Annotated in this window: 23 protein-coding genes; 9 read left to right on the plus strand and 14 right to left on the minus strand. The window is 55.8% G+C overall.

From position 1 onward, the window contains the following. The first annotated feature begins 144 nt into the window (after positions 1-144). The 8 genes from FKW19_RS00005 (at position 145) to murA (ending at position 8,846) form a co-directional block, all read left to right on the plus strand. The gene (locus FKW19_RS00005; protein WP_089178570.1) at positions 145-798 is read left to right on the plus strand and encodes an ABC transporter substrate-binding protein; all 654 of its coding nucleotides are present in this window, start codon (positions 145-147) and stop codon (positions 796-798) included. 80 nt (positions 799-878) lie between these two features. Next, positions 879-2,048, plus strand: coding sequence for a bacteriohopanetetrol glucosamine biosynthesis glycosyltransferase HpnI (gene hpnI, locus FKW19_RS00010; RefSeq protein ID WP_089178569.1), 1,170 nt, complete (start codon positions 879-881; stop codon positions 2,046-2,048). 133 nt (positions 2,049-2,181) lie between these two features. Further along, positions 2,182-3,612 (plus strand): hopanoid biosynthesis associated radical SAM protein HpnJ, encoded by a 1,431-nt coding sequence (hpnJ, locus tag FKW19_RS00015; RefSeq protein WP_006116947.1) that lies wholly within the window; start codon positions 2,182-2,184, stop codon positions 3,610-3,612. 99 nt (positions 3,613-3,711) lie between these two features. Continuing rightward, positions 3,712-4,599 (plus strand): hopanoid biosynthesis-associated protein HpnK, encoded by an 888-nt coding sequence (gene hpnK / locus FKW19_RS00020; RefSeq protein WP_035352559.1) that lies wholly within the window; start codon positions 3,712-3,714, stop codon positions 4,597-4,599. Positions 4,600-4,887: 288 nt separating this feature from the next. Next, a complete protein-coding gene (locus FKW19_RS00025) occupies positions 4,888-6,693 on the plus strand; it encodes a carbohydrate porin (protein ID WP_150150577.1) in 1,806 nt (601 codons plus the stop codon). A gap of 106 nt (positions 6,694-6,799) precedes the next feature. Next, on the plus strand, positions 6,800-7,030 hold the full coding sequence (locus tag FKW19_RS00030) for a hypothetical protein (protein ID WP_089178567.1): 231 nt from the start codon (positions 6,800-6,802) through the stop codon (positions 7,028-7,030). Continuing rightward, positions 7,021-7,575, plus strand: a complete 555-nt coding sequence (gene dcd / locus FKW19_RS00035; RefSeq protein WP_012812446.1) for a dCTP deaminase — start codon at positions 7,021-7,023, stop codon at positions 7,573-7,575. The genes FKW19_RS00030 and dcd overlap by 10 nt, the downstream gene beginning before the upstream one ends. A gap of 8 nt (positions 7,576-7,583) precedes the next feature. Further along, positions 7,584-8,846, plus strand: coding sequence for a UDP-N-acetylglucosamine 1-carboxyvinyltransferase (gene murA / locus FKW19_RS00040; protein WP_089178566.1), 1,263 nt, complete (start codon positions 7,584-7,586; stop codon positions 8,844-8,846). 66 nt (positions 8,847-8,912) lie between these two features. Here murA and FKW19_RS00045 read toward each other — a convergent pair whose 3' ends face one another. The 7 genes from FKW19_RS00045 to budA all read right to left on the minus strand — a co-directional run bounded on the left by FKW19_RS00045 (position 8,913) and on the right by budA (position 17,448). Further along, entirely contained in the window at positions 8,913-9,917 is a 1,005-nt protein-coding gene (locus tag FKW19_RS00045; RefSeq protein ID WP_089179876.1) for a multidrug resistance efflux transporter family protein, read from the minus strand. Between the two features lie 191 nt (positions 9,918-10,108). Next, entirely contained in the window at positions 10,109-10,699 is a 591-nt protein-coding gene (locus tag FKW19_RS00050; RefSeq protein ID WP_035352556.1) for an LUD domain-containing protein, read from the minus strand. Beyond that, entirely contained in the window at positions 10,696-12,099 is a 1,404-nt protein-coding gene (locus FKW19_RS00055) for a lactate utilization protein B (RefSeq protein WP_063353527.1), read from the minus strand. Before FKW19_RS00055 ends, FKW19_RS00050 begins: the two co-directional genes overlap by 4 nt. Then, the gene (locus FKW19_RS00060) at positions 12,096-12,839 is read right to left on the minus strand and encodes a (Fe-S)-binding protein (protein ID WP_035352553.1); all 744 of its coding nucleotides are present in this window, start codon (positions 12,837-12,839) and stop codon (positions 12,096-12,098) included. Before FKW19_RS00060 ends, FKW19_RS00055 begins: the two co-directional genes overlap by 4 nt. A gap of 31 nt (positions 12,840-12,870) precedes the next feature. Beyond that, positions 12,871-14,565, minus strand: coding sequence for a thiamine pyrophosphate-dependent enzyme (locus FKW19_RS00065; RefSeq protein ID WP_006116937.1), 1,695 nt, complete (start codon positions 14,563-14,565; stop codon positions 12,871-12,873). A gap of 330 nt (positions 14,566-14,895) precedes the next feature. After that, positions 14,896-16,584 (minus strand): acetolactate synthase AlsS, encoded by a 1,689-nt coding sequence (gene alsS, locus FKW19_RS00075; RefSeq protein ID WP_035352550.1) that lies wholly within the window; start codon positions 16,582-16,584, stop codon positions 14,896-14,898. 81 nt (positions 16,585-16,665) lie between these two features. Continuing rightward, positions 16,666-17,448, minus strand: coding sequence for an acetolactate decarboxylase (budA, locus tag FKW19_RS00080; protein WP_035352548.1), 783 nt, complete (start codon positions 17,446-17,448; stop codon positions 16,666-16,668). Between the two features lie 119 nt (positions 17,449-17,567). On the opposite strand from budA, the gene FKW19_RS00085 reads away from it, so the two are divergent. Continuing rightward, a complete protein-coding gene (locus tag FKW19_RS00085) occupies positions 17,568-18,509 on the plus strand; it encodes a LysR family transcriptional regulator (protein ID WP_035352579.1) in 942 nt (313 codons plus the stop codon). Between the two features lie 5 nt (positions 18,510-18,514). On the opposite strand, the gene FKW19_RS00090 is transcribed toward FKW19_RS00085, so the two are convergent. From FKW19_RS00090 to pth, 7 genes are all read right to left on the minus strand, one after another. Next, positions 18,515-19,393 (minus strand): sulfurtransferase, encoded by an 879-nt coding sequence (locus FKW19_RS00090; protein WP_089178564.1) that lies wholly within the window; start codon positions 19,391-19,393, stop codon positions 18,515-18,517. Positions 19,394-19,505: 112 nt separating this feature from the next. Further along, positions 19,506-19,961, minus strand: coding sequence for a 23S rRNA (pseudouridine(1915)-N(3))-methyltransferase RlmH (locus FKW19_RS00095; protein WP_089178563.1), 456 nt, complete (start codon positions 19,959-19,961; stop codon positions 19,506-19,508). A 55-nt stretch (positions 19,962-20,016) separates the two neighbouring features. Then, positions 20,017-20,559, minus strand: a complete 543-nt coding sequence (gene rsfS, locus FKW19_RS00100) for a ribosome silencing factor (RefSeq protein ID WP_369870677.1) — start codon at positions 20,557-20,559, stop codon at positions 20,017-20,019. A gap of 17 nt (positions 20,560-20,576) precedes the next feature. Next, positions 20,577-21,290 carry a nicotinate-nucleotide adenylyltransferase gene (locus FKW19_RS00105; protein ID WP_089178562.1) on the minus strand — a complete coding sequence of 238 codons (714 nt, stop codon included), beginning with the start codon at positions 21,288-21,290 and terminating at the stop codon, positions 20,577-20,579. 11 nt (positions 21,291-21,301) lie between these two features. Continuing rightward, entirely contained in the window at positions 21,302-22,627 is a 1,326-nt protein-coding gene (locus FKW19_RS00110) for a glutamate-5-semialdehyde dehydrogenase (RefSeq protein ID WP_063353524.1), read from the minus strand. Between the two features lie 88 nt (positions 22,628-22,715). Next, positions 22,716-23,810, minus strand: coding sequence for a redox-regulated ATPase YchF (gene ychF / locus FKW19_RS00115; protein ID WP_006116928.1), 1,095 nt, complete (start codon positions 23,808-23,810; stop codon positions 22,716-22,718). After that, entirely contained in the window at positions 23,810-24,391 is a 582-nt protein-coding gene (pth, locus tag FKW19_RS00120; RefSeq protein ID WP_089178561.1) for an aminoacyl-tRNA hydrolase, read from the minus strand. The genes ychF and pth overlap by 1 nt, the downstream gene beginning before the upstream one ends. Between the last annotated feature and the right edge of the window lie 47 nt (positions 24,392-24,438).

Raw genomic sequence — 24,438 nt, forward strand, 5'->3', positions numbered from 1 at the left:
GACCATAACACTCAGGCCGCCCAATATGCCGAGGCAGGGCTCTCCGCTCCGCACATCGTCGGAACAGCTCTAAGCGCATTGGGCATCGGTGACATGCTTGAAGCGATCTTGCCAAACCGCGCAACCGGGACAAAATCTTAAGCCATGAAACGCTTTTCCATTCGTGCAGGCCTTGTGTTTGGTATGACCATGGCCCTCCTTCCGGTTGCTGGCGCTGGCATTTCCGCTCCGGCAGCTTTTGCCCAGTCTGCTCCGGCAAGTGCCGTAAGCGCGCCCATCCAGTCGCTGTACAAAGCGCTGGATCAGGTTCAGAACGCGCACAGCAACTTTGCTGACCGCAGCCAGATAGTTGCTGGCGCTGTGGATCAGGCTTACGATCTTGAAGCCGTGCTCAAGGCCTCTGTTGGCCTGCGCTATGAGAGCCTGAGCCCGAGCGACAAGCAGAACCTGCTGGCAGCGTTCCGCAACTTTACCATTGCGCGCTATGTCTCCAGCTTTAAGCCCGGTTCTGGTGCCCGCTTCACCGTTTCTCCGTCTGTTACGGATGCCCCTGCTGGCGGCGGCAAAATTGTGGAAACCCATATCGGGTCTGATGACAGCATGCCCGGTACGGCTGTGAGCTACATCATGCACAACGAAGGTGGTGCATGGAAAATTACCGATGTGCTGCTCAGCGATTCCCGCATCAGCCAGGCGGCTGCCCAGCGGTCTGACTTCAGCTCCACGCTGAACTCTGGCGGTGTGCAGGGTCTGATTAATGTGCTGAACCGCAAGGTTCAGAACTACTCCAAAGATTAAGCAGAAGCGAGAAGCAACATCGTGCGCCGCAGCAGAAAGAAAACAGCGCCCCGACGGGGCCATAAAACGGTTGAGGTGTAATGTCCGCCTTTCCGTTTCTAGCTGCGGCCAGCGCGGTGCTGGCTGTTACCGGCTGCGTGCAATCTTCTTTGGGGGCGGGCCTTCTGGCCCGTTTCCGCCGCAAGGAGCACAAGCCGGTTGTTCTTAAAAACAGCCCGCCGGTTACAGTTTTAAAGCCTCTTTATGGTTCTGAACCCCTGCTGGAAGAAGCGTTAGAAAGCTTTTGTACGCAGGATTACCCGCAAGTTCAGATTCTGTTTGGTGTGCGGGATGCAGATGATCCGGCCATAGCCATTGTGCGCCGCCTGCAAGAACGCCACCCGGAACTGGATATGGATCTGGTGGTTAACCCCGTGCTGCACGGGCTAAACCGCAAGATCAGCAACCTGATAAATATCCTGCCACAGGCCAAGCACGATATTCTGGTTATTTCCGATTCTGATATTCATGTCAGCCCGGATTATCTTCAACATATTGTGGCCGGGCTGAGCAAACCCAACACAGGGTTGGTAACAACCCTATACGCGGGGCTACCAGCACGGCGCACCGTGGTGCAGATGCTGGCCGCTTGCCAGATCAACCACAACTTTCTGCCCGGCGTGATTCTTTCCCGCTATTTGGGGCGGCAGGATTGTCTGGGCGCCACCATGGCCCTGCGGCGTGAAACGCTGGAACAGGTGGGTGGGTTGGAAGCCCTGTTGCCGCATGTAGCGGATGATGCCCTGCTGGGCCGCCTTGTACGCCAGTTAGGCATGGATATTACCATTGCCGACTGCCTAACATGGACCACCATTGCCGAATCCAATTTTACAGAATTGTTAAAGCACGAGTTAAGATGGGGCCGCACAGTCTGCACGCTTGCACCGGCGGGCTATGCGGCTTCTTCAATCCAGCTTCCACTGTTCTGGGCTACGTTGGTGGTTCTGTTCCAGCCCCACGCAGCGTGGACACTCCCTTTTTTCTGGGGTGTATGGGGCTTTCGCTGCCTTACCGCGTTAGTAATAGACCGCACTGTAGGGTCTCGCCCGCTTTGGCCACTTCTGCTTTTGCCTGTGCGGGACTGGCTTTCCGCCGCCATTATGGTGGGCAGCGCCAGCGGCACAGAAGTGCATTGGCGGGGGCAGACCATGCATGTGGCCCCTCACCCGGTTGGGCCTCCTTCCTCTGGTGGTCTTTCCGCCAGACAGTAAACCCCGGTGCACGCAACACTTGCCTTCTGCTAACAGCCCAGAGTAAATCCCTCAGCTAAATGACCATGGAAGCCTTGCAGACCGCTTTTTTGCCGGCTCCAACCGCTTCACGCCCTTGTCAGGATAAAAACCGATGACGATGAGAACACTTTTCCTGCAGCCTCCGACTTTTGACGGTTTTGATGGTGGCGCAGGCTCGCGCTATCAGGCGCGGCGCGAAATCAAGTCCTTCTGGTATCCGACATGGCTGGCCCAGCCCGCAGCAATGGTTGAAGGCAGCCGCCTGATTGATGCCCCGCCAGCAGGTATCGGCATGGAACCGATTCTGGAAGATGTAAAAAACCGCGATCTGGTTATCCTGCACACCTCCACCCCATCCTTCGCAAAGGATGTGGAAGTGGCGCAGATGCTTAAAGACGTAAACCCCAACCTGAAAATCGGGATGGTGGGTGCAAAGGTTGCTGTTCAGCCAGAAGAAAGCCTGCTGAAAGGCGCGCCAATTGATTTTGTGGCCCGCAATGAATTTGATTACACAATCAAGGAAATTGCCGAAGGCCGTGACTTCAAGGATGTAGATGGCATTACATGGCGCAACAAGGATGGCGAAATTATTGCCAACCGTGACCGCGCCATGATTGAAGACATGGACAGCCTGCCCTTCGTTACCGAAGTGTACAAGCGGGATCTGCGTATTGAGGACTACTTTATTGGGTACCTCATGCACCCCTACATTTCCATCTACACGGGCCGTGGCTGTAAATCCCGTTGCACGTTCTGCCTGTGGCCGCAAACAGTGGGGGGCCATCGCTACCGCACACGCAGCCCGCAGCACGTTGCGGCTGAAATTCGTCTGGCCAAGCAGTACTTCCCGCAGGTGAAAGAGTTCTTCTTTGATGATGACACCTTCACCGATGACCTGCCACGTGCAGAAGCCATTGCGCGTGAGCTGGGCAAGCTGGGTGTTACATGGTCTTGTAACGCAAAAGCCAATGTGCCGCGCGAAACACTGAAAGTGCTGCGTGATAACGGCCTACGCCTGCTTCTGGTTGGGTATGAAAGCGGCAACCAGCAGATCCTTCATAACATCAAGAAGGGTATGCGCGTTGAAGTGGCGCGTGAGTTCACCAAAAACTGCCACGAACTTGGTATTAAAATCCACGGCACCTTCATTCTGGGCCTGCCGGGTGAAACCAAGGAAACCATTCAGGAAACCATCCGCTTCGCGCAGGAAATCAACCCGCACACGTTGCAGGTTTCCCTTGCTGCGCCATATCCGGGCACGGCCCTGCACAAGCAGGCCACGGAAAACGGCTGGCTGGATGAAAACAACGCAGAGCTTCTGGATGATAAGGGCGTGCAGATTGCACCGCTGCATTACCCGCACCTGTCCCACACAGAAATCTTCAGCAGCGTGGAAGACTTCTACAAGAAGTTCTATTTCCGTGCGCCCAAGATTGCCTCCATTCTGGGTGAAATGGTGCGGTCTCCGCAGATGATGAAGCGCCGCCTGCGTGAAGGTGTGGAATTCTTCCAGTTCCTTAAGAACCGTAAGGACGCTGCGTAACCCACGCATGCCACATGGGCGGGGGCAAAATGTCTCCGCCCATGACATGTGCCCCCTGCCGGTGCTAGATACAGCCGGAGCAAGATCAGGGGTTCTGTTATGAAACGCGCCATTATCTCTGCCGATGATTTCGGCATGTCGGTTGAAGTGAATGAGGCAATTGAAATTGCCCATCGCAATGGCCTGCTTTCAACAGCCAGCCTCATGGTTGCGGGTGAGGCTGTAGATGATGCCATAGAACGGGCCAAACGCCTGCCTACCCTAAATGTTGGCCTGCACCTTGTGGTGATAGAAGGCCCGGCTGTGCTGCCCCATACCAGCCTGCCGCTGATTACTCAGCCAGATGGATGGTTTTCATCCTCTCAATTTGGCTTGGGGGTGGATTACTTTTTCCGCCCGGAAGGACGCCGAGAACTGGAAGCCGAAATTACCGCCCAGTTTGAAGCCTTCCGCCGCACCGGCCTGCGGCTAGACCATGCCAACGCCCACAAACACATGCACCTGCACCCCACGGTTGGGCACCTGCTTATAACCATTGGCAAACGCTATGGGCTCAATGCCGTGCGCGTGCCGCTAGAACCGCCCGAACCCCTTTACGCCGCTGGCACCTATACAGATACGCTGGGTGATGCTGCCCTCCGCCGGTGGACAAGCCTTTTGCGCCATCAAGCCCATGCCGCTGGCATGAAAACAAATGACTGGTGCTTTGGGCTGGCATGGAGCGGCCACATGACAACAGACCGCGTGGCCGCACTGGCTGCACATCTGCCCGAAGGTGTTTCTGAAATCTACTTCCACCCCGCCACACATAAAAACGCTTTGCTGCAAAGGCTGATGCCAACTTATGAGCAGGAAGCCGAATTCAAAGCTTTGTGTTCTCCGGGCTTTCGGGCCGGGCTGGAACATGCCCATGCGCAGCTATGTGGCTGGCAGGATTTAAAGATGCCGCAGGACAATGTGCCACCTGTTGCAAAATTACCGTTATAACAAAAAATACATTCCGATATTGGCTTTTGTTTCATTATTATCGTATTTTAGGAAATATTATTACAAATCCTAGCTTGACCACACAGATTGCTTCTGTTTGTGATGAGGGGCCAACAACCAAAAACAACAATAATGGTTTGTCCCATGTCTTGCATCTTAAGCCCTCGCGCTTTGCGTTCATCCGCTGCCTTTGCGCTAAAAGGTGAATTGTCCGGCTATCTGCGCTGGCTCACCATGCTGCCTTAAACAGACAGGCTGGCTCTACGGAGCTTTTTCCTTACCAGCATTGTGGTCAACATTTCCGACACTCATGATTTTGCGGGAAGCGGAATGACTTTTTTAAAAACATGCCGCTATAAAGCGGAGCATGATATGCCCGGGCGTGCATCTCCTACCGCCCTTTCTGTGCTGCTTGCAGGCTGCGCGGCTGTTGTATTGCCTGTTGGCGCGCACAATGCAGCACAAGCGCAAAGCACCGCCACATCTCCGCTTACGGCCCAAACAGCCGTAGCACCTGTATCCGATGCCATTATTACGCCGGGAAACAACAAGGTGCACGCCGCCCCGGCAAAGGCAGCACGCCCGCTGGATGCAGAATCCCTCGGCCCGGATCTCAACGCCATTCGTCGGCCGCCCAACACGCCTATTCCGCCCAGCAGTGTGCCTGTTCTGCCGTTTCCCGGTATGGCCACCATGAGCGTGCAGCCTGTAGGGCCATCGGGGGATGCCTCGGCTTTTCATAAGGTGGAACTGGATTCCATCCTGCCCACAGAAGGCCCATCCCGCATGTTGCCCCCCAATCTGGATGCACTGCGGGATACGGATCTGAACGATCCGTACTACGTGCCCACGGCGGGATCTGGCGCGCTTATTCCGCAGCTTGCCCCTTTCCGGAACCGGCTGCGTGAAAAAGGCTTTACCTTTTCCTTTACTTATAAAGGGGAAGCCAATGGCCTGTTTGCCGGGGGCCGCCCAGGTCAAAAAGGCACAAGCTATGTGCATGAGCTTACCCTTCAGACCATTTTCGATCTGGGTAAAATGAACCCCAGTCTGGGCGGGTGGTCTGTACATGCACTGGTGATGGAACGCGCCGGTAAGGCTATTCAGAGCACGCGCGTGGGCGAATCCTACGTTGGTTTGCAGGAAGTGTATTCTCTTTCCGGCAACGTGGTGGCTCACTTGGTGGATTTGTACGCTGAAAAGAAATTCCGCAACAACACGCTGGATGTCATTTTCGGGCGTATGTCACTTACCCATGTGTTTGCCACATCACCTCTGCTCTGCTCGTTCATGGTTACCTGTTCTGCGCCTGTGGCCATCAAACAAAATCCGGGCATGAGCGTGTATCCAAAAGCCACATGGGGGGCGCGTATCCGCTTCCGCCCCACATGGGATACAGCTATCCAGATTGGCGCATATTCTGTTGGCGCGCTCAACGAAAACCCCTCTGGCTGGGCATGGGGGGCAGAACACGCCACCGGTATTTCCTTGCCCATCGAATTTACGTGGCAGCCCTTTTTAACGCGTAACCGTCTGCCGGGGCATTATGTGCTGGGCTACGCGCATGACACCACGCGTTATGCCGATAAAATTGGTTCGGCCCTGCCAAGCGCTGTTGCCGCACAGGTGCCCGGCGCACGCTCCGCCCCGTCTGACATGTTCTGGCTGGAAGCAGACCAGATGGTGTATCGCCTTGGTGGGCGTAATATGATGGCCGGTGGCTACCTGATGGGCGGCTACATCCACGTAACCCCGCGCGCCGTAAATGTGTCCGACCAGCTTTATGGCGGTATTTCCCTTGTAGGGGTTATTCCCTCCCGCATGACAGACCGTCTGGGCATGATGTTTTCATGGTACAAGGTCAGCAACCGGCGGCGGCAGAGTGAACAACTGGCGCTGGATGGCGGATACGGCCTGCCAAGCGGTGTGTACGGCGTGCAGCATTCGTCTGATGTGATTGAGGCTTATTACGGTATTGATGCCCTGCCCGGCCTGCTGGTGCAGCCAGAGTTCCAGTATATGATACACCCCGGCGAAACACATAAAATCCGCAATGCGGGCATGATGGGCCTTAAGGTTATTGCCAACCTCTAGCAGGTTTTGTCCATCCATATGCAGTCTGCCCTAGTCAGGGCGGGCTGCCTCTGCTAGTCAGCCTGTCGAACGTTCAACCTACGCGACTGGCCTGCTGCATACCGGCATGACTGATACGCCCGAAAAAACATCTTCCGGCCCCCGCCTTTCCTCTAAAGCGGAAGCTGCCCGCGCCGAGCGCATGGCCCGGCAGGCTGCGGCGCTGCGTGCAAACTTGCGCCGCCGCAAGGAACAGGCACGCACCCGGCAGGACACAACAGATTCTGCCATCCCCACCAGTTCTGAACCCGGCGCACAAAACCGCCACCCTACCGGAGAAGATAAGACATGCCCGTGATGCCAGACACATGGATCCGCCAGATGGCACAGGACCACGGCATGATTGAACCGTTTGTGGAAAACCAAAAGCGCGAAGGCGTTATTTCCTACGGTCTTTCCTCCTACGGGTATGATGCCCGCGTGGCTGATGATTTCCGTATTTTTACGGATGTAAACAACGCCATTGTAGACCCCAAAAACTTCAGCCCGGATGGCTTTGTTTCCCGCCGGGCCGATGTGTGCATTATTCCGCCCAACAGCTTTGTGCTGGCCCATACGATTGAATACTTCCGTATCCCGCGTGATGTACTGGTAGTATGCTTGGGTAAATCCACCTATGCGCGCTGCGGCATTATCGTCAACGTCACCCCTTTAGAACCAGAATGGGAAGGACAGGTAACGATCGAGATCAGCAACACCACGCCGTTGCCTGCACGCATTTATGCCAATGAAGGCATTTGCCAGTTTCTGTTCTTTAAGGGTGAAAGCCCGTGCGAAGTAAGCTACGCAGATCGGGCCGGTAAGTATATGGGCCAGCGTGGCGTTGCCACCCCGCGGATGTAAGAGAGACCATGGATCGTTTCATCATCCGGGGCGGACGCCCCCTGCACGGCGAAATTACCATTGGCGGTGCCAAAAACGCAGGCCTGAAGCTGCTGGTAGCTGGGCTGCTCACATCTGAACGGCTGGTGCTTTCCAACGTGCCGCGCATTGCCGATATTGGCACCATGCGCGCCCTGTTGCGCCAGCATGGGTTGGAAGTGGAAGACGTAAATGGAGATGGCTCCACCATTTCCGTTGGTGGTGACATTACCAATACCGAAGCGCCGTACGATATTGTTTCCAAAATGCGTGCATCCATTCTGGTACTTGGCCCACTGCTGGCCCGCTGCCATGAAGCCCGTGTTTCACTCCCCGGTGGGTGCGCCATTGGCACACGGCCTGTAGATATGCACCTAAAGGGGCTGGAAACTCTGGGTGCAGAAATTACGCTGGAAAACGGCTATATTCATGCCCGCGCCCCCAAGGGGTTGAAGGGTGAGCGCGTTATTCTGCCGTTTGCCTCTGTTGGGGCTACGGAAAATATCATGATGGCCGCCACCCTTGCCAAAGGGCGCACGGAAATTGTGAATGCCGCGCGTGAGCCGGAAATGGTGGATCTGGCCAACTGCCTGAACGCCATGGGTGCACGCATTTCTGGAGCAGGCACCGGCACCATTACCATTGATGGCGTAGAAGCCCTGCACGGTGCAAATCACCGTATTATGCCAGACCGTATTGAATGCGGCACCTATGCCTGCGCCGCCGCTATTACCGGGGGTGACCTACGCCTGGTTGATGGGCATGTAGACCATCTGGGCGCTGTGGTGCGTGCGCTGGAAGAAACCGGCGTGGAAGTAACGCAGGAAGGCAACGTTATGCGCGTGCGCCGCACTGGCGCGCTACGTGGCATTGATATTATGACAGAGCCCTACCCCGGTTTCCCTACAGATATGCAGGCCCAGTTCATGGCGCTGCTTTCTGTGGCCGAAGGGGCCTCCATGATTACGGAAACCATTTTCGAAAACCGTTTCATGCATGTGCCAGAGCTAAACCGCATGGGCGCACGCATTAACGTGCATGGGTCTTCCGCCATTATCCGCGGTGTGCACAGCCTTTCTGGCGCACCTGTTATGGCAACAGATTTACGGGCTTCTTTCTCTCTCATTCTGGCAGGGCTTGCCGCGCATGGGGAAACCATCCTCAGCCGCGTGTATCACCTAGACCGAGGGTATGAGGCTGTAGAACGCAAACTGGCAGCCTGTGGCGCACAGATTGAGCGCGTGCGGGACTAAGCCAAAACCCAACGGGCCAAGTTTGAAAAACGGGTGGTGGCCGCAATGCCCCACCCGTTTTTCTATTCAGGCTTCGGACGCTGTTTCCTCACTTACGGCAAAGCCTATCAGGCCGCCTATAACAGCAATAAGGCCCGCATAATCTGCTATTCCAAGTGAAATGCTGCCCAACAGCAGGGCTTCCCCCACCAACGTAAAACCCACTTCTCCCGCCTGTGTGGCATCTACGGCAGCAATCAAATACGGATCTGAAGATAGATTGCGCGCATAGGTGAACAAGGGCGTGGCCAAACAGCCTGCAAACAATGCAATAAGGCCCGTGGATGTTATCTGCCCCATATCTGGCAATGGGGGGCGCACCAGCAGCAACAGGGCCGCAAAAAACGGTAGAGCGCCGAGTGTCATTAACAAAACAGCAGCCAGGGGGTCTTGCAACAATGCAGCATGTGGGCCAGCCTGATGGCGGAACCGATTAAGCAACTGGTTACCAATGGGGTAACAGAACGCCGCCACCAGCAACGGCACCACGCCAGAGGCAATTTGTGCCAACGGCACGCCAGCTTCCAACCGCCCTGCATTGAGAATAACGATACCCGCAAAAATAAGCACCAAAAACGCCACACCGCGTAAAGGCACCTTGCCGCCAAAGGCCCATAACACGATAGGCGTAGCCAAAATGGTGCTTTGCCACGTGGCGGCAACTATCCAGCCGGGAGCATGATTGGCCGCAAAGCAACAGCAGGCGTAAAAGACACCATACCCAATACCGCCTGCCACCAGCCAGAAGCGCAGCTTTTGCCAGAACAGGCGCCAGATTGCCGCCACCCAGCGCGGGCCTTTGGCCACAAAGCCCCATGCCAACAGCAGAAAAGCGGTTTCAATATAACGGAGTGCGGCACTCCACACCCAATGCCCACCATGCAGGCTGATAGACCGATTAAGCACAAAGGTGACAGAAAACAGGGCCGAGGCAATTAACCCCAACCCAATAAGCCGGGGAGCCCCCGCACCACCATGCCGCATATCTGCACCATCCAAAATAGGCGCTACCGCTGTGTTGTTATCCGCCATATCTGCGCCACCTGTTTTATAACCACAGCCTTTTTCAACCATAGGCAGGCCAGAACCTGCCCTTACATTCTGTGCGATGTGTTAACGAATAATACAAGAGCGCAATGCTTGGGCTGCACATACAAAAAAGCCGGAGCAGGCTGATACCCGCTCCGGCTTTTTTAAAAACGCTGTTTTTCAGGTAGGCGGGATTAGTCTTCCCACCACACGGAAAGCGTGCGCACGCCCTGCGCACCACGCACCAGAACACCCTGAATATCAGCCGTGGCGGAAGGCCCGCTCATTAGCACGCCGTAATTGGCGGTGTGGAATTCTGGGCGATCTATATAAGCGGTGTGCATGTTTGCGGTTAGATTTTTGGGGGAAAGAATAACCACAATATGCTGTGTCAGATGCGCGGCGGAGTTTAGGCTGTTCAGCTGCGCTTCGCTCAAATAGATGGAGCCCATTTCGGCAATACCGAAAGGTGAGCGCACAACCAGCACATCCACCGAGGCCGCCTGCTGTGGGGAATCCAGATCTTCAATCCGGATTGTGCCTTCAAAATCCGGCACAGCAGAGCAGATAACCTTGGAATCCGGAAAGGTGCGGGCAATAGCTGTTGCCAGCGTATCGTTTTCCTGCCGTTCCAGAACCTGACCGCCAATAATTTGCAGGCTGTTTTCAAAACGCGCCTTGCCTGCATCCATATCACCCAGCTTGGCAACGGGGGGGAGTGGATGGGCGGTGGGGTCTGGGCGGTTATCCCGCAAACGGGCTAGAATGGCATCACGCGAGCTCATGCTTTTTCCCTTTCCTTCTGTATGTTCAGGCGGTTTTTCTTGTACCAACTGTTGAAGGTGGTTTTTACGGGGTGCGGCAGTTCACGGTGCTTGCCCCACGGGTTCAGCCAGTTATACAGCACAAAGCGCGGCATGGTGCTAAGGGCCACCTCCGTACCGTTAATGGCGGCACGGTATAGCTTGGGCTGGCCCATAAGCTTGCCCGCCATGTGCATGATCTCACGTTTTACAAACGGCAGTTCATGATGTTCGGCCAGCACGCGCCGCCATTTATAAAGCTGCTCGTGAATATTGATCTTAACCGGGCAAACATTGGTGCAGCTTCCGTTCATGGTGGAAGCAAACGGCAGCGTGCTGTATTTACGCTCGTTAAAGGTCGGATCAATAATTGCGCCAATCGGGCCAGAATACACAGCGCCGTAAGACAGCCCACCGGAGCGACGATACACCGGGCAGGTGTTCATACACGCACCGCAGCGAATACACTTAAGCGATGTCCAGAAATCCTGCATGCCAAGGCGGTGTGAACGTCCATTATCCACCAACACCACATGCATTTCGCTCCCCTTTTGCGGGCCACGGAAATGCGTGGTGTACTGCGTGATAGGAGAGCCCAACGCACTGCGGGAAAGCAGGCGGATAAACACCCCCATATCCGCCATACGCGGCACAAGGCGTTCGATCCCGATAGTGGCAATATGCAGCCCCGGCACGGTAGCGCTTAGATCTGCATTGCCTTCATTGGTGCAAACAACAAAGGAGCCCGTTTCCGCCACAACAAAGTTGCCGCCTGTCATCCCCGCATCAGCAGACAGAATAACCGGACGCGCGGCCAAACGCTGCTGCCATGCCAAAGACTGCGCGCTATTGTCGTTCGGATCTGTGTGATAGTGCTCGGCAAAAATCTTGGCCACGTCTGGTATCAGCTTATGCACGGCTGGCACCACAATGTGGCTGGGCATCTGGTTATCCAACTGCTGGATACGTTCACCAAGGTCTGTCTCGGTAACTGTAACGCCGCGTGGTTCCAGATATTCGCGCATCTGGCATTCTTCGGTCACCATCGACTTACTTTTGATAAGTGATTTGGCGCCGTGTTTTTCCAGAATTTCGCCAACAATGCGGTTGTGTTCCGCGCCATCGGCTGCCCAATGAACGTGAATACCGTTCTTTTTGGCGTTGGCTTCAAACTGCTCCAGATATTCGGGCAAATTGGCCAGCGTGTGTTCTTTTATCTGGGAGGCACGGGTGCGCAGTTCCTGCCATTCTGGCAGAATGTGCATCTGCTCATCGCGCTTCTGGCGCAGGTCCCACAAGCGTTCATCATGAAAACTTTCATGCGCAACGTCTTCAATGAACTTTTCAGCCGCTAGAGCGTGATTGACTGGTTTAACCTTCATTCCCGTGCTCCATTCAGAATTTCAGCAATATGAATGAAGCGGATGGGAACCCCAGCCCGTTCCGCACACCCTTGCTGGTGCATCATGCAGGACGTATCGGCAGAAACAATGTATTCCGCCCCGGCTTTGTGATGATCTGTTACCTTATCCACCCCCATTTTGGCGGAAACGGCTTCTTCCGTAACCGAGAAGGTGCCACCAAAACCGCAGCATTCATCTGGCCGTTTGGGATGCGCAAAGGAAATGCCTTTCACTTTGGAAAGCAGATCCATCGGTTTGGAAAAGAACGGCTCACCCAGTTCAGACATGCTGGCCGTGCGCAGGGCGCGCAGGGTGCCGCAGCTATTATGCAGGCCCACCTTATGCGGGAATTCCGCCCACGGGAAATTGTCTACCTTCAGCACATCGTGCAGAAATTCCACCAGTTCAAAGGTGTTTTCACGCACATGCCGCACTTCATCCGTTTGCGGAATGGCATCAAAGTTGTCCCGCACATGGTGGGTACAACTGCCAGACGGCATAACAATGGCATCGTATTTGGCAAAGAGTTTGACAAACAGTGCCTCAGCAGAGGCAGCATCCCGGTTACAGCCTGAATTGGCCATTGGCTGGCCACAGCAGGTTTGTTCCATGGGGTATTCTACATCCTGGTCCAGCTTTTCCAGCAGTTGCAGCGTGGCAATCCCTGCGTTTGGATAAAACGCATCTATGTAACAAGGAATAAACAACCCGATTTTCATACGCACCCCCGGTTTTTGCAGCCTGACACTCTCAGCCCGCTGCAATCATAATTTCAACAAGCGCGGGGCCATCGGTCGCTAATGCTGCTTCCAGCGTAGGCGCAATATCCGCCGCCCGTGTTACTCTGCTGGAAGGCACCCCCATGGACCGGGCCAGAGCCTGATAGTCTATTTTTGGATCAACAATATCCATGGCGGGATATGTACCTTCCTGCGCAGAGATATAGTTGTTTTGCTGCCGCATGAAGTTCTTGAGCACATTGTACTCGCAATTGTTCATCACAACAAAAGTAACGGGCAGCTTTTCGTGTGCGGCTGTCCACAAGGCCTGTGGGGAATACAGGGCTGCCCCATCCCCCACCAATGAAACAACCCTGTCCCGCCCAAGGCCAAGTGAGGCCCCAACAGCCGCAGGCATGCCCCAACCCAGTGCTCCACCGCGCAGGAAGGAATACTGGGCAGACCATGCACTTTCTAAAAACAACCGCACATCGGATGAAGTGGCAATGGCCTCATCCACAATGGCAATATCCGGGCCAATGGCGCGCACCGTCTCCCACGCGGCAACGCGAGGGGAAATAACGGCATCTACCGGATGGGCCAGCACCTCTGCCACGGCCTGCGCACGCTGCGCGCGGCGGGCTTCTGCCACCTTCTGGCCCGATGCCGCATAGGCAGCACGCTGCGGGGCTGCCGCCTGCTGCAACATAGGCAACAACGCCTGCAAGGATGCGCGAATATCCCCCACCACGGAAAGCGGTGTCCAAAACGTGCGCCCCAGATCTCGCACATCGGAAGACATCTGATACACCGCACAGGATGGCGGCAGGGCCGGGCCTTCTGTGTACAGAATGGTGATAAGGGATTTGCCACCCAATGCGAAAATGGCATCGTATCCGCTTAGCTTTTCTGCAATGCCCGTGGCTTGTGTGGGCAGATTACCGCACCACAACGGATGCGCCGTGGCAAACGGAATGCGTGATGGCCATGAAGAACCATAAACCGGCGCACCCAAACACTCTGCCACAGCGGCCACTTCTGCTGCGGCATCCGAGGCATAGACCTCATCCCCCGCAATAATGGCCACCTTGCCGGGGCGCAGGGATGTAAGGGCACGCGCCAGTTCTGGCAGCCCCCCCGCTACGGCCTGACGGTTGATATTGGAAGGTTCACCAATATCAACACTGCTCATTTCTTCCATCACATCCATGGGGAGTGACAAAAAAACCGGCCCTGTAGGGGCTGCTGTGGAATCATGAAAAGCGCGGCGCAGTAAAACAGGAAGTTGATCTGCATGGGCCACTTCCTGCGCCCATTTTACGGCGGGGCGGGCAATCTGCACCAGATCACCAAATAAAAGTGGATCAGAAATAGTGTGGCGGGAATCCTGCTGCCCGGCAGTAACCACTAATGGGGTTTGAGAAACACTGGCATTAAGCAGATTGCCCATGCCATGGCCCAACCCGCCTGCTGTGTGCAGATTTAAAAAAGCCGGTTTACGGGCAGCCTGCGCGTACCCATCGGCCATAGCCACCACGCTGGCTTCCTGAAGGCCCAGAACGTAATGCACGTTGGGCACTTCTAACAGAGCATCTATAAGCGGCAGTTCCGTGGTGCCGGGGTTGCCGAATATGTATTCAACCCCTTCACTTCGCAGCACTTCCAGCAAAACCGCTGCACCACGCCGGGTTTTGCCGCCTGCCATTTCTACAGATGTTACTGCCATTACGCCTGCCCCCTATTCTGCCGTTTTGGCAACTGTGCCACAGCCTGCGCATTGGCACACGCGCCATTGCCCAACTGTATATACACTTTGCACGGCTGAAAGGATTTGTTCATACCCCTACTCTGAATAGACTGGCAGAAATATGCAGGGGAATTCACAATCAGGCAGACTGTTAACATCTGCATTGCTGGCCCGGATTTCTGTCATGCTGCGCTGCCCTTTCTGGCAGCCTAAACTGCTACGCCGCTTGTTATAACAAAATATGGCATTTTGCAAAACAGGCGGCGCGCACATCAGCAGAAAAATCTGGCCTGCGTTTTTTGCGCAGCTTTACGCTGCGGCACTCGTTTCACCCAACTGAGCCAATGGCTGCATGAGCAAATGGTTGTGGGAATAATCTACCGGCACAGCAATAACCACCGGGCCTTCTACATCCATAGCCGTGCGCAGGGCCTGACGCACTTCGTCTTCCGTGGTGGCGTTAATGCCCGTTGCGCCACAGGATTCTGCATATTTTGCAAAATCAATGGGGCCAAAGTTCACGCCGGAACCACGGCCATATTTCTTCTGCTCCTGCATTTCCACCATGTTATAGGCTTCATCAATCCAAACCATGTGGATCAGGTTGCACTTCAGGCGCACAGCCGTTTCCAGCTCCATGCTGGACATCATGAAGCCACCATCACCAGAAATAGACAGCACTTTCTGTGCCGGGTTCAGCAGGCTTGCGGCAATACCCCACGGCAGGCCCACACCCATTGTTTGCTGACCATTACTAATAAGCACCTGGCGCGCCCGGAAGGACAGCAGATAACGTGCCAGCCAGATATGGAAGGTGCCCATATCCAGGCACAGTGTCATATCCGGAGTTACAAACTGTTCCAGCTCACGCACGATCTGGAGCGGGTGCACGGCATTGTTGCTGGTGCTGCGGGCTTCCAGCAGCGCGGTGGTACGGGCTTTTTTGTAGCCTTCCAGAACAGTTTCCAGTTCTGGCGCACGGGTTAGCTTGCCTGCATCTTTTGCCAGCACTGTTAGCGTTGGCGCAATTTCACCAATCAGCTCAATAGCTGGAACGTAGGCGTTATCCAGTTCTGCGGGAACGATATCTACGTTAATGATCTTGCGGTCATCATTCACGTTCCACAGCCACGGATCGTATTCTACCGGGTTGTAGCCAATAGCCACAACCACATCGGCTTCGTGCAGAAGCTGGTCACCATGCTGGTTGCGGAACAAGCCAACGCGGCCACCAAAACGATCCACCAGATCTTCAGAAACCGCACCCGCAGCCTGATAGGTGCCCACAACCGGCACGCCTGTTGCTTTTACAAAAGCGCGCACGCCATCTGCCACATCTGGGCGGCTGGCCAGCATGCCCAACAGAACCACAGGACGCTTGGCGTTTTTCAGCATGGTTGCGGCTTCTGCAATCACATCAGCCGGGGCACCGCCAACGCGCGGCAGCGGACGGCCAGCCAGAACCGGCGCCTGTGCAGGCATGGACAGCACATCCATAGGCGTGCTGACAAAAGCTGCACCGGGGCGGCCACCTTCTGCAAAGCGGAAAGCATTGGCCATCACTTCAGAAATCGCAACCGGGGTTGTCAGCTCTACACTGTATTTGGTGATGGGCTTAAACAGGTTGACCGTATCCATGGTCTGGTGCGTCAGCTTCAGGCGGTCTGCCAGTTTTACGGCGCCACCAATAGCCAGCACCGGGTCGCCTTCTGAATTGGCGGTGGCAAGGCCGGTTACAAAGTTGGAAGCACCGGGGCCGGATGTGGCAATGCACACGCCTGCCTTACCTGTCAGACGGCCAAGGCCACCTGCAATAAAAGCTGCGTTTTGTTCATGCCGCGTGACAACGGTGGTGATGGAGGAATCCACCAGCGCATCAAACAGACGATCCACCTTAGCACCCGGAATACCGAACACGTGCTTAACGCCGTGGGCTTCCAGATTTTTGACAATAAGCTCCGCACCGCACTGAGCGGCGTTGTCTGCCGGATTGGTCATTTGAGTTCTGTCCTGCAAAAACTGGGCTGTCAGAAAGCTATTTTTCAGCAGCCCCGTTAAAAATATTCAGCGAATGGAGGCTCAGCCGCCTTCAGCAATACGGATCGCTTCGCTCAGGCTTTCGGGGTTCAGATCCGCCTTGGCAAACTGTTCCGTACGGGGCAACTGAATTTCCAGATCGGAAATGGAGGCCACTTCAAGCTGACCGCGCACAAGGCGATATTCTGTAACGTGCCCGCCACGTTTGCTATCTTCAGAAAGGAAGTGCAGGTGGTAGCCCGCAACATTCACGCCCTGCATGTAAACCGGGGTGCGGAAGCCAATCATGGTGCCCATAACGTTTTCCATGGTGCAGGTGGGCTGCTTTTTCACCACTTCCAACATATGCGGATACGGCTTGCACTGGCAGAACACCGTGCGGGTATCAACGCGCTGGAATTCACCCGTAAAGCGAATGGCGCCAAACAGGTTGGGGTTACCCAGCAGGCTATCCACCAGCTCTTCAAACGTTTCCTTGGTTTTGGGGGAATCGATGGTAACTTTTTTTTCCGGTTCAAAATAAGTTACGCATGCAAAAGGCGTTTTAAGAGAACCGGGCACTTCTGCGGCCAAACCTTCTGCACGAAACTGGCGCACAACGCCGTCCGTCACAATCATTTCGCCATCTAGTGCGTTAAAGGTGCCAAGGCCGAAGTTACCGTGCTGGAGCAGCTCATCCAGCGTGGTTTCACCATCATACACCGCATCCAGCAGGGCTGCCATGGTAGAGGTCTGGTACAAACGGTTTGTAACAGGCTTTTTCAGCACGCCGTTACCAAGGGCAGAAGAGCGGACATCCATGTCCATCACCGACTGTTTTTTCATGCTGCATACTCCCACAAACGCATGGTGGTTTAAGTTCGTTTCGCACGCACGTTATAACAGTGGCAGCCAGTCTTCCAATATATATTGAACACGTTATCCATATGCATTACATATACCATATGGATATCAGGCACCTGCGCTACTTCGTAACCGTTGCTGAGCATGGCAGCATTACCCGTGCCGCAGAGGCACTGGGTATTGAGCAACCCCCACTTAGCCAGCAAATCCGCCAGCTTGAGCGCAATTTGGGCGTAACGCTGTTTGAGCGGCAGACTCGTGGCATGAAGCTGACAGAAATTGGCGAAGTGCTTTTGCCCCGTGCCCGCACAATTTTGGATTTGCAGGCACAATTTCTTTCCACGGCAGAAGGTTTGGCGCGGGGGGAAAGAGGGCATATTCGCGTCGGGCTGGCGGGGGCTGTGCCACTGTTGCCGGTTATTCCGCTCACCATCCGCCGGTTTCGGGAAATGGCGCCCGATGTCACCCTCTCTTTGGAAGAAAGCAACACCCCAGCCCTTTGCGCAGCATTGCACGAACCCAGCGTGGATATTGCCATTATCCGCCCGCCGTTTACCGACCCCTCACGCCTTTCGGTTTTTCATCTGCTGGATGAACCTACGGTTATTGCCCTGCCCCGCGGGCACAGGCTGGCAAAGGAGCCGGTGATCAGTTTGGATATGGTGGCGGATGATCCGCTAATTATCTTCCCGCGTGAGTTGGGGCCGGGCTTTCATGATGCTATTTTGTCGGCTTATCAGCTTGCTGGCGTTACCCCTACAATGGGGCAGCAGGCCCCACAAATTGCAGGCACCGTGCCTTTGGTGGCAGCGGGGCTTGGGGTTTCTGTTGTGCCGCGCTCGCTCAGCCAGATTCATGCAGGCGGGGTAACGTTTCATGCCATTAGCGAACCAGCCCCCCGCGCCACGCTTGCGGTTGCCATACGCACCGGGCAGAACATGCCGCTGGTTACGCGGTTTGTAACGGTGTTGCGCACGGCCTGCCGCAAGTGGGAGCAACGCCAGCATGACACCGCCCCCTTTGCAGATTCGGAAAACCTCTAACCGCCTTAGCCCTGCTGCGGGCGATACGGCACAGATGCCCGTGGCAGACCATCTTCTATGGGCATATCCGCATGGCGAGACCACTCGTTCCATGATCCCATATAAATGCGCAGCTTGGTAAATCCGGCAGAAGCCAGCGCCACATAGGTATTGGCTGCGCGTGCGCCCTTAAAACAGTAGATGATAATATCATCATCCGGGTACAAGTTACGTGTTGCCGCCAAGGCCCGAATATCTTCCGGTGTTTTAAAACGTGCTTCCTGATCCTGCGTGTGCATGAAGCTATACCACTCTATCCACACAGCACCGGGAATGCGCCCTTTGCGCGGTGCAAAGTCCACCCCGTAAGGAGATGAACTTTCACCCAGCCATTCCACCTTATCGCGGTTATCCAGCAGTTTGATGGATGGGTTGGTAAGGGCTGCAAACACATCTTGCCGCGTGGCCATAAGTGCATGGTGAATAGCCAGCGGAAACTGCGTGGGGGCTGGATGCGTGATATCCTGCGTAAGTGCGCCGCCAGAGGCCAGCCATGCCCGCAGCCCGCCATCCAGAATACCTACCTTGGGGTAACCCAGATACTGCAAAATCCAGTATCCACGGCAGGAGGCACCATAACGTGTATGCAGGGCATCTTCATACACAACGGCTGTTTTGCTGCCATCCAGACCATATTGCGCAAACAGCGATGAAAACTTTTGTTGCAGACTGGCCAACCCGCTTTCTGATGTTTCTGCCAGATAGGTAAAAATATCCGGCATATTGACGGCACCGGGAATATGCCCTTTGGCAAAATCTTCTTCCGAACGCACATCTATCACAACGGCGTTGCCATTGTGCTGCAATTGCCGCAGGGCATCCGGAGTGTAGAGAACGTCTGTCATGTATCTTCAAGTCCGGTCTGTTCACGAAAGGCCGGACGCTATCAGCTCTGCGCCCATGCGGGCAGGGCCTGCGTATCACTGCCGCCATACCATAAAAGCAGCCAACACCCCCTTATGGCCGCCCGGAACGATGATACGGATGCCCCGCCGCAATGGCCTGCGCACGGTAGATTTGCTCCACCAACATAATGCGCACCAGCATATGCGGCCATGTGAGTGTGCCAAAGGACATGGAAGCATCGGCCCGCTGGATAACCGAGGCATCCAGCCCCTCCGCCCCGCCAATAACAAAGCAGGGCGTGCGGCCCGCCGCCAACCAGCCTTGCACGGCGTTAGAAAAATCCGGGCTGCTGAAATTGCACCCGGCTTCATCCAGCACCACAACATGGCTTTGCGCGGGGCAGGCTGCCAGAATGGCTTGCGCCTCGCGCCGCTTGATTTCATCCGGGCTGCCGCGCCCATCTGGCAGTTCTATAATATCCAGCTTGGGGCGCAGGCGCTTGAGGTAGCGTTCCACCAGCGCCCGCTCGGATTTATCCTTCATCCGCCCGATAGCCACCAGCCTCATGCCAGCGCGCTCATGCTTACTGAAAAATCAGAGAACAACATTATAAACTGGGCGATTACAGGCGGGTAACGTTGCCTTCCGCGCCTTCATCCAGTTCCTTGCCCCACATTTTTTCCAGCCCATACAGCGTACGTGCTTCTGGCTTGAACAGGTGCACCACAATATCACCCGTATCCAGCAGCACCCAGTCTGAGCCGTTTGCGCCTTCCACCATCACGCGCTTGATGCCGATATCACGCAGCTTGCGTTCAATATGCTGCGCCATGGCGGAAATCTGACGGTCTGCCAAACCTGTGGCAATGACCATCCGATCTGCAAAAGAGGCACGGCCTGCCAGATCGATCACCACAATATCTTCGGCCTTGTCATCTTCAAGGCTGGCAGTGATGAGGGCCAGAGATTGCTCCAGCATATCCGGGGCCACGGCTTCGCGCTTGGTGGTGGCCTTGGGGCCAGCAGCCGCGGCTTTTTTACGTACAGAACCGGGCGCAGCAGCCCCGGCAGTGGTTGCAGCACGCGCCGGAGCGGCCCGCCCCTTGGTGGACGTGGCAGCCGTGCGGGAACGTGCTGATGTTTCGGCGGGGGGCTTGGTAGGAATGACCGTTCTCCTGATCTTTAAAGCATATCGGGGGTATGGGGTTGGCCTGCAGCGACATTGAATCCGCCCTGCTGACGAATAGCTGTTGCAGATATACTGTTTTGTGCCCCCGGAAGAAAAGCCCACACCGGGGGAGAAAGTTCCGCAAGGGCATGCGCACGCCATGCAGGCACCCGCCAACGGGCCAGATACCGCCCGGCAAGCCCATGCAAGGCCCGCACATTTTGCCCCGGACGGGGAAAAACCGCCACTGCCACGCTATGCACAAGCTGCCGCCAGTTTTTCCAGCGTGGCAAGGTGGCCAGACCATCTGCGCCCATTAGCCACACAAACCGCGCACGCGGAAAACGCATTTGCAACACCCGCACCGTATCCACCGTATAACGTGTGCCGATTCGGCTTTCTATATCCGTGGCAATAATGCGCCGCCCATCCGCCAGTTGGCGGGCCGTGGCCAAGCGTACGGGCAAAGCAGCCATATCCGACCGTCCATCTTTAAGCGGGTTACCGGGTGAAACCATAAGCCACACCTGATCCAACCCCAGCACCGCCAGCGCACGCTGCGCAATGGCTTGGTGCCCTTTATGACCGGGGTTGAAAGACCCCCCCAAAAGCCCAATACGCAGGCATCTGTTATCCCCCCAAGTGGGAATAACCGTGCCATGCAAGCAAGGCTCTGTAAGCGGAGCTGCCTGTTGCTGCACCTGCACGCCCTGTGCGGTTGGCTGCATGGCCGAAAAAATCAGGGACGTACCTGCCCGGTGCCAATCACTTCGTAACGGAAGGTTGTTAACTGCTCTACGCCCACCGGGCCGCGAGCATGGAAGCGACCTGTGGCAATGCCAATTTCCGCACCAAAGCCAAACTCTCCGCCATCACAGAACTGGGTCGAGGCATTCCACATCACCACTGCGCTGGAAACACCGTTCATAAACCGTATGGCCATGTTTTCATCCGCTGTTACAATAGCTTCTGTATGGGATGAGCCATATTGTGCAATGTGGTCCAGCGCTTCATCCACACCATCCACCACGGCAATGTTCAACACCGCATCCAGCCATTCTGTGGCGAAGTCTTTTGCCGTTGCTGCGGGGAGATCGGGCACAATGGCGCGTGCTGCGGCATCCGCCTTAAAGGTGCAGCCTTTTTCTGCCAGATCCGCCACAATTTGCGGCAGCAGCGCAGCGGCAATGGCGGCATCCATCAGCAGTGTTTCGGTAGAACCACAAATGCCGGGGCGGCGCATTTTGGCGTTCAGCACAATGCGGCGCGCCATAGCAAAATCTGCGGCAGAATGGATGTAAGTGTGGCACAGCCCTTCAGCATGGGCCAGCACAGGCACGCGGGCCTCGCGCTGGACACGCTCTACCAATGAGCGCCCACCACGCGGGATAATCAGATCAATCTGGCCAGAGGCCGTAAGCATTTCCGCCACATGGGCGCGATCTGCATCTGGGGCAATCAGTACAGCATCTTCTGGCAAGCCAGCAGAACGCAGCCCGGCCTGCATAGCGGCATGAATAGCACGCGCACTGTTCAGACTTTCTGAGCCACCACGCAACAACACGGCGTTGCCAGATTTCATGCACAGCCCGGCGGCATCTGCCCCCACATTGGGCCGGCTTTCATAAATCATGCCAATAACGCCCACAGGGGTTGCAACGCGGCGAATGCGCAAGCCGTTGGGGCGTGTCCACTCTTCCAGCACACGGCCTACGGGGTCTGGAAGATCTGCAATTTCTTCCAAACCACGCGCCATGGCTTCCACCCGTTCGGGTGTAAGGGTCAGCCGATCACGGAACGCATCATTGGCGGTGGAGGCAGCAAGATCCTGCGCGTTGGCTTCCAAAATAGCAGGAGTAGCCTCACGCAAAGCCGCAGCGGCAGCCCATAGGGCTTTATCCCGCGTGGCGGAAGAACTTTGCGCCAGTGTGCGGGCCGCCAGCCGCGCACGATGGGCTAAAGCGGCCATTGGCCCCTGCCCCTGTGCCTGCGCTGGAACATCCTGCACGGGTTTAGCCGAAGCCGTTGTAACCCCTTGCAGCTTACTCTCACCCTCCGCGTTCATAACGGCGTTCCTATCTCCATCTTTTCTATCTGGCCTGCCGGTGCGGGCAGGCCATCAAGCTCTTATTTATGTGGTTGTGCGCTGGATGTTAGACGTTAAAGCGGAACAGCAGCACATCACCATCTTTTACTACGTAATCACGCCCTTCAATGCGCAGGCGTCCGGCTTCCTTGGCGCCAGCTTCCCCACCATACTGAACGTAATCATCATACGCGACAGTTTCACATGCAATGAAGCCGCGTTCAAAATCATTGTGAATAACGGCGGCGGCCTGCGGGGCCTTGGTGCCTGCGGTAATTGTCCAAGCACGAGCTTCCTTGGGGCCTACGGTAAAGTAGGTGCACAAACCCAAAAGCTTGTAACCAGCGGCAATAACCCTATCCAGCCCGCTATCATTCAGGCCCAGACCTTCCAGAAACTCGCGCCGTTCTTCATTTTCAAGCTGGCTGACTTCGGCTTCAATCGCGGCAGATACAATAACGGCAGCAGCACCTTCCGCCGCAGCCTTGGCCTGCACCTGCGCAGAGAATGCATTGCCTGTTGCGGCCGAGTCTTCATCCACATTGCACACATACAGCACCGGTTTGGTGGTGAGCAGTTGCAGACGGCGCACGGCTTCTTCTTCCCCCGCCGGAATGGCGGTGCGGGCCGGGCGGCCTTCTCGCAGCGCTTCCATCAGCGGTTCCATAACGGCAAGCTGGGCTGTGGCTTCGGCATCCCGATTGCGGGCGCGCTTTTCCAGATTGGGCAGACGTTTTTCCAGCGAATCCAGATCCGCCAGCATCAGCTCCGTTTCAATAATGTCGGCATCACGCACAGGGTCCACGCCGCCTTCAACGTGGGTGATGTCATCATCCTCAAAACAGCGCAGCACATGAATAATAGCGTCCACCTCACGGATGTTAGCCAAAAACTGGTTGCCCAGCCCTTCACCCTTGGAGGCACCGCGCACAAGGCCCGCAATATCTACAAATTCAAGGCTGGTGGGCACTTCACGCTGTGATTTGCCAATTTCCACCAACTTGTCCAGCCGGGGGTCTGGCACAGCCACGCGGCCTGTATTGGGCTCAATCGTGCAGAACGGATAATTGGCCGCCTGCGCCGTGGCCGTGGCCGTAAGCGCGTTGAACAGCGTAGATTTACCCACATTGGGCAGCCCGACAATACCGCAGTTAAAACCCATCAGCCCTTGCTCCCTTCCGGCAGTGCAACCTTTGTCATGAACTGGTCTGCCCGCCCATCTGCCAACAGGGGGGCGGCATCGGCCATGCGATCAAGCAGCCGTTCCAACCATTCCTGCCGGTCTGTTTCCGTAAATTTGCCTAGCACCCAGCCATGCACCCGCTCTTTTGCGCCGGGGTGGCCAATGCCTATGCGTACACGCCAATATTCCGGCGTGCCCAACATTTTATCTGTAGAGCGCAAACCATTGTGCCCCGCAGCCCCTCCCCCACGCTTTATGCGCAGACGGCCCGGTGCCAGATCCAGCTCATCATGAAAAACGGTAATATTTTCGGGTGCGATTTTGTAAAAAGCGGCGGCTTCCTGCACACTTTCACCCGATTTGTTCATGTAGGTCATGGGCAGTAGCAGCAGAACTTTCTGCCTGCCTATGCGGCCTTCCGCAACTTCGCCCTTAAAGCGGTTGCGCCACGGCGTAAACCCGTACTTACGGGCTATGGCTTCTACTGCCATAAAGCCAACATTGTGCCGGTGCCGACGCATGGAGGATTCGGGATTGCCCAACCCGACCCAGAGCAGCATTGCTGATTCCACCTAACGTTATGAACAGCACAGGGGGCACGCGCATC

Source organism: Acetobacter sp. DmW_125128 (genome assembly GCF_008704325.1).
GTDB classification, from domain to species: domain Bacteria; phylum Pseudomonadota; class Alphaproteobacteria; order Acetobacterales; family Acetobacteraceae; genus Acetobacter; species Acetobacter oryzifermentans.